At 50.0% G+C, this 15017-nt stretch carries 15 protein-coding genes; 2 read left to right on the top strand and 13 right to left on the bottom strand.

What is annotated here, in order from left to right:
• Genes gspF through gspC form a run of 4 tightly spaced genes read right to left on the bottom strand, consistent with a single transcriptional unit; the run spans position 1 to position 5830 of the window.
• Positions 1-1224: a type II secretion system inner membrane protein GspF gene (gene gspF / locus M2404_RS03720; RefSeq protein WP_259238385.1), complete on the bottom strand. Its 1224-nt coding sequence runs from the start codon at positions 1222-1224 to the stop codon at positions 1-3.
• Complete coding sequence (gene gspE, locus M2404_RS03715; protein ID WP_259238384.1) at positions 1224-2735, bottom strand: type II secretion system ATPase GspE; 1512 nt, start codon at positions 2733-2735, stop codon at positions 1224-1226. Before gspE ends, gspF begins: the two co-directional genes overlap by 1 nt.
• Positions 2735-4858 carry a type II secretion system secretin GspD gene (gene gspD, locus M2404_RS03710; RefSeq protein WP_259238383.1) on the bottom strand — a complete coding sequence of 708 codons (2124 nt, stop codon included), beginning with the start codon at positions 4856-4858 and terminating at the stop codon, positions 2735-2737. The genes gspE and gspD overlap by 1 nt, the downstream gene beginning before the upstream one ends.
• Positions 4859-4885: 27 nt before the next feature.
• A complete protein-coding gene (gene gspC / locus M2404_RS03705; RefSeq protein WP_259238382.1) occupies positions 4886-5830 on the bottom strand; it encodes a type II secretion system protein GspC in 945 nt (314 codons plus the stop codon).
• 169 nt (positions 5831-5999) lie between these two features.
• Here gspC and hslR point away from each other — a divergent pair, with 169 nt between their 5' ends.
• Positions 6000-6413: a ribosome-associated heat shock protein Hsp15 gene (gene hslR / locus M2404_RS03700; protein WP_259238381.1), complete on the top strand. Its 414-nt coding sequence runs from the start codon at positions 6000-6002 to the stop codon at positions 6411-6413.
• 9 nt (positions 6414-6422) lie between these two features.
• On the top strand, positions 6423-7271 hold the full coding sequence (gene hslO, locus M2404_RS03695; protein WP_259238380.1) for an Hsp33 family molecular chaperone HslO: 849 nt from the start codon (positions 6423-6425) through the stop codon (positions 7269-7271).
• A gap of 56 nt (positions 7272-7327) precedes the next feature.
• Here hslO and M2404_RS03690 read toward each other — a convergent pair whose 3' ends face one another.
• The 9 genes from M2404_RS03690 to ilvG all read right to left on the bottom strand — a co-directional run bounded on the left by M2404_RS03690 (position 7328) and on the right by ilvG (position 14805).
• Positions 7328-7669 (bottom strand): FKBP-type peptidyl-prolyl cis-trans isomerase, encoded by a 342-nt coding sequence (locus M2404_RS03690; protein ID WP_259238379.1) that lies wholly within the window; start codon positions 7667-7669, stop codon positions 7328-7330.
• 166 nt (positions 7670-7835) lie between these two features.
• Positions 7836-8423 carry a hypothetical protein gene (locus tag M2404_RS03685; protein WP_259238378.1) on the bottom strand — a complete coding sequence of 196 codons (588 nt, stop codon included), beginning with the start codon at positions 8421-8423 and terminating at the stop codon, positions 7836-7838.
• A gap of 3 nt (positions 8424-8426) precedes the next feature.
• On the bottom strand, positions 8427-8714 hold the full coding sequence (locus tag M2404_RS03680; RefSeq protein WP_259238377.1) for a type II toxin-antitoxin system RelE/ParE family toxin: 288 nt from the start codon (positions 8712-8714) through the stop codon (positions 8427-8429).
• An 11-nt stretch (positions 8715-8725) separates the two neighbouring features.
• On the bottom strand, positions 8726-8914 hold the full coding sequence (locus M2404_RS03675) for a hypothetical protein (RefSeq protein ID WP_259238376.1): 189 nt from the start codon (positions 8912-8914) through the stop codon (positions 8726-8728).
• A gap of 12 nt (positions 8915-8926) precedes the next feature.
• The gene (locus tag M2404_RS03670) at positions 8927-9175 is read right to left on the bottom strand and encodes a ribosome alternative rescue factor ArfA (protein WP_259238375.1); all 249 of its coding nucleotides are present in this window, start codon (positions 9173-9175) and stop codon (positions 8927-8929) included.
• Positions 9176-9254: 79 nt separating this feature from the next.
• Positions 9255-10823 carry a threonine ammonia-lyase, biosynthetic gene (gene ilvA, locus M2404_RS03665; RefSeq protein WP_259238374.1) on the bottom strand — a complete coding sequence of 523 codons (1569 nt, stop codon included), beginning with the start codon at positions 10821-10823 and terminating at the stop codon, positions 9255-9257.
• A 164-nt stretch (positions 10824-10987) separates the two neighbouring features.
• Positions 10988-12838, bottom strand: coding sequence for a dihydroxy-acid dehydratase (gene ilvD / locus M2404_RS03660; protein ID WP_259238373.1), 1851 nt, complete (start codon positions 12836-12838; stop codon positions 10988-10990).
• Between the two features lie 60 nt (positions 12839-12898).
• The gene (gene ilvM, locus M2404_RS03655; protein WP_259238372.1) at positions 12899-13153 is read right to left on the bottom strand and encodes an acetolactate synthase 2 small subunit; all 255 of its coding nucleotides are present in this window, start codon (positions 13151-13153) and stop codon (positions 12899-12901) included.
• Positions 13150-14805, bottom strand: coding sequence for an acetolactate synthase 2 catalytic subunit (gene ilvG, locus M2404_RS03650; RefSeq protein WP_259238371.1), 1656 nt, complete (start codon positions 14803-14805; stop codon positions 13150-13152). The genes ilvM and ilvG overlap by 4 nt, the downstream gene beginning before the upstream one ends.
• Positions 14806-15017 lie beyond the last annotated feature (212 nt).

The following is a 15017-nucleotide window of genomic DNA, read 5'->3' as shown; positions in this document are numbered from 1 at the left end:
TTAACCACCACCTACCATATTGTTTAACGCTAAAATTGGCTGCAAAATCGCCATGACAATAAATAACACCATACCGGCCATTACCGCTACCAACACCGGCTCAAACACTTTTAACGACACTGTAACTAAGGTTTCAAACTCACGGTCCTGCGTATTAGCAGCGCGCTCGAGCATTGAGTCAAGCTGGCCGCTTTTTTCGCCACTGGCAACCATATGCAGCATCATCGGTGGAAACAGCTTGGTTTGCTCCAGCGCGTTTCGCAGTGAGGTACCTTCACGCACCCTGGCAGTAGCATCTGTTACTGCCTGGCGCATATAAGTATTGCTTAACACATCGGCGCTAATGCGCATAGCTTCCAGTAATGGCACTGCTGAAGCATTAAGAATACTTAAGGTGCGGGCAAAGCGGGCAGTATTCAGCCCTTTGGTAACTTTACCGATAAGGCGGCTTTTTAGTACCAGTGCGTCCCAGCGAAAACGAAACGCTGGCTTTAGCAGCGCCCGTTTAAATAACACTATTGCCAGCATAAAACCAATCAGGACAAATAAACCGTAAGCGCGTAAAAAGTCACTGGCGGCAATTAAAAACAGCGTTGTGCCGGGCAGGGTTTGCCCCATATGCTCAAACTGGCCAACAATTTTTGGTACCACTGCCGCCAGCAAAATTGATATTACCAGCACGGCAAAACAGGTCAGAATAATAGGGTAGAGCAATGCCTGCAAAATCTGGCTGCGCATATGCTGGCGCTGTTCGGTGTAATCAGCCAGCCGGTTTAATACCTGATCCAAATGGCCGGATTTTTCACCGGCTGCCACCATAGATCGGAACAGGTGATCAAACACGTGCGGAAACTCAGCCAGGCCCTCAGCCAGGCTGTAACCTTCCACCACCTTAGAGCGCACGGCCATCATCATATTGGTTAGCCGGGGCTTATCGCACTGCTCAGCAACCGCCAGCAGTGCGCTTTCAATCGGCAGGGCAGCTTCAACCAGCGTAGCCAACTGGCGGGTAATCAGCGCCAGCTCAGAGGCAGAAATACTACGCTTAAACCACTGTTTGCCCGATGCCAGCAGTTTTTCCTGCTGCGACGCCAGCGCCACACTAACCGGCGTTAGCTTTTGCTCACGTAACAACGAACGGGCATGGCGGGCGTTATCGGCCTCCAGCACGCCTTTACTGTTTTTGCCTCTGGCATCCAGTGCCTGATATTCAAAGGCTGGCACTATACATCCTCACGCGTAACACGCAGTACTTCTTCCAGCGTGGTTTCGCCACTGAGTACTTTACTAAAACCATCGGCGCGAATGCTGGGGCTGTGCTGGCGTACATATTTTTCAATAGCCTGCTCACCTTTGCCGTTGTGGATTAACTCACGGATATGTTCGTCTACCAGCAGCAATTCATGAATACCGGTACGGCCGCGGTAGCCGGTAAAATTACATTGATCACACCCTTTGGCACGGTAGATCAGCACGTCTTCTTTTTTGGCCACACCCAGCAGGTTGCGCTCTTCTTTATCGGGTTCATGGGCTTCTTTACAGTGGGTACATAAAGTACGCACTAAGCGCTGTGCCAGTACGCCCAGTAAGCTGGATGATAATAAAAACGCTTCTACGCCCATATCTTCCAACCGGGTAATGGCACCGGCGGCAGTATTGGTGTGCAATGTAGACAACACTAAGTGCCCGGTTAAACTGGCCTGCACGGCAATTTGTGCAGTTTCCAGATCGCGTATTTCACCTACCATCACCACATCAGGATCTTGCCGTAATATAGCGCGTAAACCGCGGGCGAACGTCATGCTCACTTTGGAATTAACCTGGGTTTGGCCGATGCCTTCCAGCTCGTATTCAATCGGATCTTCTACGGTAAGAATATTGCGATCTTTGGTATTAATTTCAGTTAAACCGGCATACAAGGTTGTACTTTTACCCGAGCCGGTAGGGCCGGTAACCAGAATAATGCCATGAGGTTTTAAAATAAGCTGCGAAAACGCCTGCTGTACCGATAACGTCATGCCAAGGTCAGCTAAATTGAGGTGTGAGTTGTTTTTATCCAGCAACCGCATGACCACCCGCTCGCCATGGCTGGACGGCATGGTAGACACCCGCACATCTACCGCCCGGCCGGCAATACGCAGGCTTATCCGGCCATCCTGCGGTACGCGCTTTTCAGCAATATCCAGTTTGGCCATTACTTTAATACGCGACACCAGCAAGCTGGACAAGCGCCGGTTTGGCCGCAGCACTTCGCGTAAAATACCGTCTACCCGAAAACGCACTATTAAGGCTTTTTCAAAGGTTTCTACATGAATATCAGATGCGCCCAGCTTAATGGCTTCACCCAGCATGGCGTTAATCAGCTTGATAATCGGCGCGTCGTCTTCGTTCTCCAGTAAGTCTTCGCTTTCCTGAATATCATCAGCCAACGACGCCAGGTTTACTTCGTTACCTATATCCTCCATCAGCTGCTGCGCTTCTGAGGAATCCCGCTGGTAGCTGGCTTCCAGCATGCTTTCAAATTCTACCGCCGATAAACGCTGAATTTGAAACGGTTCGGCCAGCATACGCCGTACTTCTAACACGGCAGCAGCAGTGGTTGCGGTATGAATATACAGCCGCCAGCCTTCATCAGCCTGTAATTTCAGCAAGACGCCATGGCGTTTGGCAAAACCAAACGGCAGGCGGATGCGACTGCTGGCAGGTTTTACCTGTTCTGCTTCCAGCACGTCCATTAGTCTTGCTTCCCTTGCTCAATGCCGGCAGGTGGTTGCTGTTTATTCATATAATCATCAAAAGTAGGTGGCAGGGTTAAAGAGTCATCCCACTCTGGCAATACCACCTGCCTGGTGTTTGGCATTAAGCGGATACCCTCCTCCTCGCGAATGAGCTGCTCAGCACGTATATGGTTATATTTGGTTTTAGAAATACCGGAAATCGCCGAGCCATCGCGTACTATAGTGGCTTTAATAAATACCATCAGGTTGCGTTTTTGTTTGGTAACACTGGTCGATTTAAATAAATGCCCCAAGATAGGAATATCGCCCAGAATTGGCACCTTTGACTCACTTTCCTGCACATCTTCGTCAATTAAACCGCCCAGTACCACAGTAGCGCCATCATCGGCCATAACGGTAGTTTTAATTTCACGCTTATTAATAGTGATATCCACCGCGGTAGCACCACCAATACTGGACACTTCCTGCTCTATAGTCAGTTGAACCGCAGTCCCTTCGTTAATTTGCGGTGTCACTTTAAGCTTAATACCTACTTCCTGCCGGTCTACTTGCTGGAACGGGTTAGTATTATTAGAGCCGGTGGTAGAGCCGGTAATAACCGGTACTTCCTGGCCTACCAGAAAGAAAGCTTCCTGGTTATCCATGGTGGTAATATGCGGCGTGGCCAGTACGTTAGAATTAGTGCTGGTGCGTACAGCCTGCAAAATTGCGCCCCAATTACCATTATAAAAACCTAACATAGCGCCATTTAAGCCGCTGAGTACATTTGCTAACGCTGAATAGTCGCGATTTGAGTCTGGAGTAACCGTCTCCGTGACTAAACCAGTATTAGGATCAGGTATTCTGGTAACTGTGCCACGGGTTATCTGTGAAGCTACCGCCGCACCACCGGCTACATTAATAATCGGTATCGTATTACCATTATTAAAGTTAGTACCACCACCATGAGCATTGATCCATTGCACACCAAAGTCGGTGCCATCACCTTCAAATACTTCAACAATAATGGCTTCAACCAGCACCTGGGCGCGGCGAGCATCCAGTTGACGTAATACGCCTTCTAAAGAGCGCATCATATCCGGCTGGGCAGTGATCACCAGAGAGTTGGTATCGGCGTGAGCTTCAATGCTGATAGACCGGCCGGTATTGGCCGCAGCGCTGCGCCCGCCCTGCGCCCCCGCTGCACCGCTACCGCCCTGTACTTCAGCCACTATAGATTCGCTTACGCCTTTTAATACCGGCACCAGCTCTTCTGCTTTGGCGTATTTTAAATAAAACACCCGGGTGTTACCGCTGGTTTGCAGCTCGCTGTCCAGCCGTTTCGCCAGTTCAATAACGCGCTGGCGTGCCTGCAATTCGCCGCTGACAATGACGCTGTTAGTACGCTCATCGGCAACGATGCGCGGCACCAGAAAATCCGGTTGTTCAGCCCGGCCCTGGCTTTTATAAATACTTTCCAGAATACGTACAATTTCAGGTGCAGAAGCATATTGCAGTTTGACGATCTCCAGTTCCTGATCGCCAGCTTTATCTACCCGCTGAATAATATCTACCAGCCGGTTTACTACGGCGGCCGGGCCGGTCATCATAATAACGTTAGACGGATCGTAGTTAACGACATGGCCGCCACCGGCCTGGTTACTAAACTGGCGTAGTAACGGTGCCAACTCACGTACCGATACATTGCGTACCTGCACCACCCGGGTAACCATTTCGTCACCCTGGCCCGGTGCATCATCGGTTACCACCGGAATATTGCTGGTTTTGGCATCTTTATTGCGCACAACCTTTAATACGCCATTCTCCATTTCTACTACAGCAAAACTGTAGACTTCAAGCACGTTAAGAAAAAACTGATAATACTGTTTCTCGTTCAGCATTTCGTAGCTGCGTACATTAATACGGCCACGTACCTGCGGATCAACAATAATGGTTTTTTTCAGGTTCATGCCGACAATATTAATAAATTCATTAATATCGGTGCCTTTGAAGTTAGGCGAATACATCACCTCTTCCTGTGCTACAACAGTAACACCAGGTACAACAGCAGTGAGCGCAGCCGCTACCAGCAAACTGGCCAGCGAACGGCGGGAGAATAAAGAAAATTGCCCTGATTTCATTAATTTATAACCAATTAGTTTTAATAATTATTGTGACAGATTAACCAGAATATCCCTGATCTCGCCATCGCGCTCTATTTTTATTGCCGCTTCTTTGGCATCGCGCAATTCATTAATTACGTTCATTGCCTGCTGCATATCATTTAACCGAATACCATTAATTTCTACCGCCAAATCATTCGGCCGTAAACCAAGCTGGGTAAACAAAGATGGGTCTTTACCGGGCATTAAGCGGTAACCTGCCAGTTGGCCGTTGTCCCGCTGGGGCGACACCCGGATATAATCGAAAAACTTCATTGGCTGGGCAATCAGCTCGTCACGCCGTAAATCCAGGTCTTCACTTACCTGTAACGGCTGCATTTCCATAGGTTCGGGTGCCGGTGCCATATCCATTACAGGCTCGTCTGTTTGTTCATCGGCACGGCCAAGGCCGGCGTTAGCTTGTGCAATTTTAGTGTACTCAAAACCGTCCAGCATCAGGGTTTCATAACGTCCGGCTTGTTGCAGTAACACCCGGTCTGACAACACCTGTTTTAACACCGCACTGGTGCCTTCAATGGTATCGTCAATGGCATAGGTTGCCTCACTGCCACGGCTTTCAATAATAGCACTGCCCTGATTAGGGCTGGCCCCCACCGCTACCAGGCCGGTTAATTTAACATTTAGCTGGGTTTTTGGCGCTTCAGTCACTACCGGCGCAGCCTGTTGCACCGGCACCGCAGATGCTTTGCCAAACAATGAAAAACCGGTTAACGCTGCCAGGCTAACGCCACCGCTTTGTTTAACTGCTGCAGGGCCTGCCGCCGGTGGTAAAGCACTATTTTCAGGCACCGGTACCAGTTGCCAGCTAAAGCGTGCCAACAGCCATGCCAGTACAATAACCAAAACCAGGTTCAGCACCTGCTGCACCCGGTTTAATGGCACTTTTTGTAGTTGTCTCACTAACTGCTGCGTGTCTAATAACGGCTTCATTGCACACTTCTACTTTAAGAGAGGAATTTATCTTACCCAGTTGTCTGCCAGCCAACAAGGCCAGCACTGAAATTTACAAGGTATTAACCATGTTTTTTTTGTATCTAACGCCATTTAGCCTGCTTTGGCACTATAATGGCGATCTTAGTTCGGCCATAAAGTGTAAATTATGTCGTCAGCAAAACAACCTGCGCAGGATACCGCAACAACATTGCGGTTAGATAAATGGCTGTGGGCCTGCCGTTTTTATAAAACCCGCGCTCTGGCCAAAGAGATGATCGAAGGCGGTAAAGTACATTATAATGGCCAACGCTGCAAAGCCAGCAGAACAGTAGAACCCGGTGCGACAGTACGCCTGCCACAGGGCACCGATGAAAAAGTGGTAGTAGTGCTGGGTTTGTCGGAGAAACGCCTGGCCGCACCGCTGGCACAACAACTGTACGAAGAAACCGCCGACAGCATAGAGCAACGGTTAAAACGGGCCGAGCTGAGAAAAACCAACAGCTTGTTTGCACCGCATCCGGAAACCAAACCAGATAAAAAAGAGCGGCGTAAGCTGCTTTTATTAAAATCGCAGCAGTAAGAGAACAGCATGAATTCAGATAATTTATTCCGCTTTTTATTTCAAAATCGCAATGTACGCGGCGAACTGGTGCAACTGGCAGATAGCCTGGACCAAATGCTGCTACACCATAATTACCCATTGCCGGTAAAACAGTTATTAGCAGAATTGGTTGCGGCTACCAGTTTACTAACTGCCACTTTGAAGCTGGATGGCGATATAGCCGTACAAATTCAGGGCGATGGCCCGGTACGTTTTGCTGCGGTAAATGGCACTGATCAACAGCAATTTCGCGGTGTAGTGCGGATGCAGGCAGAAATTTCCGGTGACAGCTTTCGCGATCTGATTGGTGAGGGTTATCTGCTGGTAACCATTACGCCAAAACAAGGCGAACGTTATCAGGGTATTATCCCGTTAAGTGGTGACAGTTTAACCAGCACGCTGGAAGCTTATTTTGCCCAGTCAGAGCAACTGCCCACCCGGTTATACCTGTATACCGACTTGCAAGCAGCACGCTGCCGCGCAGCAGGCTTTATGCTGCAGGTATTGCCGGTAGATCAGCAAAAAGCCAAAGCCGACTTTGAAGATTTAGTGGTGTTAAGCGATACCCTAACCCAAGACGAAATATTCAGCCTGCCTACCGAGCAACTGCTATACCGCTTATTCCATCAGGAAGAGGTAGAGCTGTTTGCCCCGCAACCCGTCAGCTTTGTTTGTGGTTGTTCAAAAGAGAAATGCGCCTCAGCCATTATTAGCCTGGGGCGCGACGTGATTAACGAACATATCGCCGAAGGTAAACTGGATATTAGCTGCGAATACTGCAACACCACCTACCACTTTAGCCCGGCCGATTTAACCGCCTTACTGCAGCAAATGTAGTATGCCAACAGCCGTTGCTATAGCGACGGCTGTTATTTCATTTTATGTTTTGCTGCTTAGTCACCCCGTGTTAGTACTTCCAGCAGCTCAATCTCAAAAATAAGATTACTATTAGGCGGGATCATAGTGCCAATCTGGCGCTCGCCATACGCCAGTGCAGCCGGTAGCCATAGTTTGCGCTTACCACCGGTTTTCATACCCTTAAGACCCAATATCCAGCCCTGGATCACGCGGTTATTACTCAGCACTATCTGAAACGGCTCGCCACGTTTATATGACGAGTCAAACTCAGTACCATCTTCCAGACAACCGCGGCAATGCGCAGTAATCAGCGCCCCGCGCTCAGCGGCTTTGCCAGTGCCTTCAACAAGGCCTTCAATTTCTACTTCGGGTTGCATGGGGTGCTCTGCGTGTATATGAAATGGCAATAGTATAACGAAGTGTTCAGTGGCGCTGTACCAAAACAACAAGGACATAATCTTTTGAACTACGCCCTTTGTTGTAGGAGCCTTTACTTTTTTCGCTTCAATCACCTAGGTTTGAAACAGCTTTTAGGCTATATCACTACTGATTAATTTGCCGCAGGCCTTCCGCTTCCTGATGCAAAAACTGTTGCTTCGCTCGTTGCTGTTTTTCTCTGGCGCTCAGATGTTGCGCCAATTGTGCTGTTTCATCTGATGTGCCGCGCACAATAATGCGACGCGCATCATTATCAAAACACAAGGCTTCGTTTTTGCTCCATGCGGTTATAGTTACCCGGTTAGTTAACAGAGTTAGCGCTGGGCACGGTTGATAACCGGCGTACTTTGCCTTGTTGTCCCAGTAAGTGTTAATGGCAAAACTGCCGATAACTACCAACACTAAACCGGCCAAAACACCTATTGCAGTGATCTTGCCGTTGTCAGCGGAGAGCGTTTGCTGGCGCAACCTTCGCCATAGCCTATTCGCGGCATAGCCAAGCATAAACACCAGCCCCACCAACGCACCGGGTAGGTAGCCGTGAAAGCTGCTTAGTACAACAAGAGGTTTACCACTGCTAACTTCAGCGAATTGTGTCTGTAGTGAGTAAAGTAATGTCCAACTGCCAACGATCAGCAAAATGCCGAACAACAGCAGCGCAATATAATCTTTAAGTATTGAGTTTTGGTTCATCGGCTAGCCAATGTCAGTTAAATGCATTCGGCTTCTGATCACCGCTAGTACTTCAATCTGATCAGGTTTGATGTAATAAATAATCCGGTAATCCCTGTATAGCACCTCACGAATTTGTGCCAGATTATACTCAGGCACTATTCTGCCGGATAAAGGATGTTGGGCGATTTGCTCAGAGCGGCGTGTTATTTCATCAACCGTTTTAAGTGCATAAACTGTTGAGTCCGAAGCGATGTATTGAAAAATAGCATCAAGATGTTCTGCAGCATTTGCAGACCAAAGTACTTTCACTTAGTTCACTCTTATTCGGGCAAACCGTACTTTTGCCGGATTTCCTGCACAGATTGCAACTTGCCCTGTTCGCTGTCACGTAAACCATTTTCTATCGCCTGGCGTACGTAAATCTGCTCCATTAGATCGTCCCAGGTGGCATCTGCGGGCAGTTTATCTATCAGTTTATGGGCTTCATCTTTTCTTAACGGGCTTGGCATAGTTGCACTCCTTCAACGTAGTAATTGTTGGCCGGATGCGGGTGAAAAGCAATTAAAAGCAACGGTATGTTTTTTAACGCAGCGACTTGCAGAAACAACAAGGGCGTAATCTTTTGAATTACGCCCTTTTCGGTTGTAGGAGCCTTTACCCTTTTTCGCCTTTACCACCCTGGTTTGAAACAACTTACTGGTAACTAAGGCCTTAATTGCATTATCGCGGATCTCGCCGCGGCCATGCTCAATTGCCGCTGGTTTACTCATCTTGCTACTCCTGTTGGAAAAACGCGCAAAGTGTAACTGCGGGCTTAGGCCTTAGCAAGGGTGATAAGTTCAGTGACACCTACCCTGCAGTTAAAAACGTCTGATAGCTGCGGTTGCTGCTGACTTGCTGGTACTGGTAACCCAACTTATCCAGATAAGCCGCAATATCGTCATGGCTGGCAGCTTCAAAACCAGCCAGTACATCACCGGTGGCGGCGCCGTGGTTACGGTAGTGAAACAGCGTAATATTGCAGTGCTCACCCAGCGTATTTAAAAAATTCATTAATGCGCCCGGGTATTCCGGAAAGTTAAACTGATACACCTGCTCTTTCAGTTCACGTGGCGGCATACCGCCGACCATATGCCGCACATGCAGCTTGGCCAGTTCGTCGTCAGACAGATCCTGATAGTCATAACCGGCTTTGCTGAGCAGCTCTTTTACCGTGTTCAGCTCTTGCTGGCCATGGCGCAGTTTAATACCCACAAAGATATGCGCTTTGTTGTCACTGGCGTAGCGATAGTTAAATTCGGTAATGGCACGGCCGCCCAGCGTTTGGCAAAAGCGGCGGAAGCTGCCTTTTTCTTCCGGTATGGTTACCGCAAACACCGCTTCTTTTTTCTCACCCAGCTCACAACGTTCTGACACATAGCGCAGCGTATCAAAGTTTAAGTTGGCCCCGCTTAGCACGGCAGCATACTGCTGTGGTTTAGTTAAAGTGCTGTTTTTTAACTGCTGGCTGTATTTTTTTAAGCCTGCCAGTGCAAGCGCACCAGCCGGTTCCGCTACGGCGCGTAAATCATCAAAGATATCTTTTATTGCCGCGCAAATTTCGTCGCTGGACACGGTAATAACTTCATCGCAAAAGCGTTTGGCCAGATTAAAGGTTTCGTTGCCGATGCGCTTTACCGCTACACCATCGGCAAAGAGGCCGACCCGCTCCAGCGTAACCGGCTCGCCTGCCGCCAGCGCGGCTTTTAAACAGGCAGCATCTTCCGGCTCTACGCCTATTACTTTTACATTTGGCTGTATGGCCTTGATATACACCGCCATACCGGCCATTAAGCCACCGCCGCCAACCGGAATAAACACCGCATTTAGCTGGTTGTGCTGGCTTAGCAGCTCTTTGGCTACCGTACCCTGGCCAGCAATTACATCGCAGTCATCAAACGGCGGGATATAGATAGCGCCTTCGGTATTGGCCAGGTTAATGGCATAACTATTGGCTTCATCAAAAGCCGTGCCGTGCAGCACTACATTGCCGCCGAGCGCTTTTACTGCGGCGACTTTGATTTCCGGCGTAGTAATGGGCATTACAATAGTGGCATTAAGCCCCAGCTTGCTGGCAGATAACGCTACGCCCTGGGCATGGTTACCGGCCGAGGCGCATACCACGCTGGCGTTGGGGCTGTGCTGCTTTACTTTATGCAGTTTATGAAAGGCCCCGCGCAGTTTAAACGAGTACACCGGCTGTTTGTCTTCGCGCTTTAGCAGCACATTGTGCCCCAGCCGCTGACTAAGTTTGCTCATGGCATCCAGCGGGGTTTCTACCGCGGCCTGATATACCGGCGACAGCAAAATCTCACGCAGATACTGCTGCATCAAATCGGTATCTGTCTGCGCTGTTTGTACTGTTGCCAGGTTGTTCATTGTTACTCCGGTTGTATTAAGTTACTGCATACTCTCAAGCGAAGACCAGAAACTGCTAAACAAGGCGTCTCCGGCAGGGAGGCCGGAGAGGAGCCTACATGGAAGTATTCACGGCGTCCTTGTGTGCAGTTTGTGGTCGAAGTCAACTTAAGACATTCCGACACTTACTCTTCTAACTTGCTTAAATCCCTTACTGCGCCCTTATCCGCACTGCTTGCCAACAGCGCGTAGGCTTTCAATGCAGAACTCACCACCCGCTGGCGGCTCTCTGGTTTCCAGCCCAGCTTACCTTTGGCATCCATCGCTGTGCGGCGCGCGGTCAGTTCGTCATCGCTGATGGCAATGCCAATTTTGCGCTGAGGAATATCAATTTCTATTTTGTCGCCTTCCTGTACCAGCGCGATAGCGCCGCCACTGGCGGCTTCCGGCGACACATGACCAATCGATAACCCCGAGGTACCACCGGAAAACCGGCCATCGGTGATCAAGGCACAAGCTTTGCCCAGCCCCATCGATTTTAAGTAGCTGGTGGGGTAAAGCATTTCCTGCATGCCAGGCCCACCTTTAGGGCCTTCGTAGCGAATAATTACCGCATCGCCTGCCACTACTTTGCCCTTTAATATTGCCTCTACTGCATCATCCTGGCTTTCAAACACCCGGGCGCGGCCGCTAAATACCAGGTTTTCTTTTTCAACCCCGGCGGTTTTAACAATACAGCCCTGCGGCGCCAGGTTACCAAACAACACGGCTAAGCCACCGTCTTGCGAATAGGCATGTTCTTTACTGCGGATACAACCCTCTACCCGGTCATCATCGACACTGGGGTAACGGCAGTTTTGTGAAAACGCCTGGGTGGTGCGGATACCAGCCGGGCCGGCAGCGTAAAATTGCTGCACTTCAGTAGACGGGCTGGTTTTAATATCCCATTGCTCCAGCACGGCTGCCAGCGAGCTACCTGACACATGCGGCGTATTGGGGTTTAACAAACCGGCACGGTTTAGCTCGGCTAAAATGCCGATAACGCCACCGGCACGGTGCACATCTTCCATATGGTACTTTTGCGTTGACGGCGCTACTTTGCATAAATGCGGCACTATGCGCGATAAACGGTCAATATCGGCCATGGTAAAGTCAACGTCTGCTTCCTGCGCGGCAGCCAGCAAATGCAATACGGTATTGGTAGAGCCTCCCATGGCGATATCCAGCATCATGGCGTTTTCAAAAGCGGTTTTATTGCCAATACTACGCGGCAGCACGCTGTCATCATCGTTTTTGTACCAGCGGTTGCACAGCTCCATAATTCTGAACCCGGCCTGCACAAATAACTCTTTACGATCCGCATGGGTTGCCAACAAGGAACCATTACCCGGCTGACCTAAACCCAAAGCCTCAACCAGGCAGTTCATTGAGTTAGCAGTAAACATACCCGAGCAACTGCCACAGGTGGGGCAGGCACTACGCTCAATTTGTTCGCTGTCGCTATCGGTTACTTTAGGATCTGCCGCAGACACCATGGCATCGACTAAATCCAGCTTGATAATTTGATCCGACAGCTTGGTTTTACCTGCCTCCATCGGGCCGCCGGAAACAAAAATGGCCGGTACGTTTAACCGCATTGCCGCCATTAACATACCTGGTGTGATCTTGTCGCAGTTAGAAATACACACCATGGCGTCGGCGCAGTGGGCATTCACCATATATTCCACCGAGTCGGCGATCAGCTCGCGTGACGGCAAGCTGTACAACATACCGCCATGGCCCATGGCAATGCCGTCATCCACGGCTATGGTATTAAATTCTTTGGCAATGCCACCCGCTTCTTCAATGCTTTTTGCCACCAGCTTGCCTAAATCACGCAGGTGCACATGGCCGGGTACAAACTCGCAGAACGAATTCACTACGGCAATAATCGGCTTACCAAAATCGGTGTCTTTAACACCGGTGGCACGCCACAGTGCGCGGGCGCCCGCCATATTGCGGCCTTCGGTAACGGTGGCGGATCTTAACTTTGGCATTGTGGTACTCCGTGTGTTCGGTAAATAAAAAGTATAGGGTTAACGGTTGTTAATATTGGTTCAGGCGCTTAATACCGCCAACTCGCTACCGGCCAGCTCTAGTTGCTGCACGTCATACAGTTTATGCAACTGGCTGGTTAATAAGTGGATCGGCTTATCACTGCTAACCGTTAAGGTAATGCTTAAGCTTTTGGCGTCGCTACGCGGTGTCAATTGCAAGCCAGCCAGTTCATAGCCGCGATAGCGCGTAACCTGCAGCAGACGCTCAACTACAGCCGGAGTGTTAGTGGCGGTGATATTCAGTATATGGTTCATGCTTTTAGCTCCGTGATCATTTCTTCATTCGCCGCCCCCGGCGGTACTAAGGGCCAAACGTTGTCTTTATCGTCAATGCATACGTGCAGTAAATAAGGCCCGGGCCAGGTAAACATGGCTTCCAGCGCGCTTTCTACTTCATCTTTGCGGGTTATACAGTGTCCCGGTATGGCAAAAGCGGCCGCCAGAGCGACAAAATCCGGGTTGTCAGATAAGTCGGTTTCGCTGTAGCGTTCATTAAAAAACAGCTGCTGCCACTGCTTCACCATGCCAAGGCGCTGGTTATCAACAATGACAATTTTTACCGGCAGCCGAAACCGCTTAATGGTGGCCAACTCCTGTACGTTCATCATAAAAGAGCCATCACCCGATACCGTGATTACCGTGTCCTGCGGCCGGGCTAACTTGGCACCTATAGCCGCTGGCAAACCAAAGCCCATCGTGCCCAGCCCGCCGCTGGATAAATGGTTGCGCGGGCTGCTAAAGCGCATATGCTGCGCCACCCACATCTGGTGCTGGCCTACGTCGCAGCATACTACGCTGTTGTCCGGCATGCGTTCGCTTAATTGCTTTAACATCAGCGGGGCATAAATACGCTCGCCCGGGTGATCGTAACGCCAGCCATATTGCTGTTTTAACTGGGCGCAATGCGCCAGCCAATCGGTATAGTTATTGTTAGTGCTGATAGCGGGCAGAATTTGTTTCATATCGCCCAGCAGCGCCACGTTAGCAAAGCGCACCTTGTTAATTTCAGCCGGGTCGATATCGACATGGATCACTTTGGCATGCGGGGCAAATTTTTGCAGGTTGCCGGTAACCCGGTCGTCAAAACGGGCACCTAAACAGATCAGTAAATCGCACTGCTGTACCGCTAAATTCGCCGCCTGAGTACCGTGCATACCCAGCATGCCCAAATAATGCGCGTTGTCTTTGGCTACCGAGCCCATCGCTTTTAACGTGGTAACTGACGGCATAGGGTTAGCCGCTAAAAACTGCTGCAGCTGCGGCATGGCACCGGCCATATGCACACCGCCGCCGATATAAGCCACCGGCTTTTGCGCTGCGGCTATTAAAGCCCGCGCTTTGGCGGCATTAGCCAGCGAGGTATTTACTGGTACCGCTTTTGCTGTTGAGCCACGCTCAGGTTGATAATCAACTTCTGCCAATTGCACATCTTTAGGGATATCAACCAGTACCGGGCCGGGGCGGCCATTACAGGCAATAGCAAAGGCTTCATGTAAGGTAGCCGCCAGTTCTTCTACACTGCGCACCATAAAGCTGTGCTTGGTCACTGCGAGGCTTAAACCTAATACATCAATTTCCTGAAACGCATCGCTGCCCATCACGGCTTGTGATACCTGACCGGTAATAGCCACTACCGGTACCGAGTCCAGCATGGCATCGGCCAGCGAGGTAATAAGGTTAGTTGCGCCAGGGCCAGAGGTGGCCATGCACACTCCCACTTTGCCCGATGCACGGGCATAACCAATGGCCGAGAAGGCGCCGCCCTGTTCATGCCGGCACAGGTAGTGCTTTACGTTGCTTTGATACAAGGCATCGTAAATTGGCATAATAGCGCCACCGGGGTAGCCGAAAATGGTATCGACCCCGTGTTGCTGCAGCACCTGTAGTACCAATTCTGCGCCTTTCATGTTCTGTCCTCTTGCCCTGATTAACTTTTCTAAAGCCCTGAAACGACAAAACCCCCGGTCCTTGCGGAGCGGGGGTTTTGTTGGAATTCGCTTTTTACGCTACTTTTTTTCCAAAACACCGCCCCCCGCGGAGATTAATAATCACCACGACCACGAGGACAATAATGTTCAGAACAGCAGCTAAACGCATAATTTGATTCTTACTTATTTAC

Origin of the sequence: Rheinheimera pacifica, assembly GCF_024809855.1 — a bacterium.
Taxonomy (GTDB): domain Bacteria; phylum Pseudomonadota; class Gammaproteobacteria; order Enterobacterales; family Alteromonadaceae; genus Alishewanella; species Alishewanella pacifica_A.
This window is presented reverse-complemented; position numbering and strand designations above follow the sequence as displayed.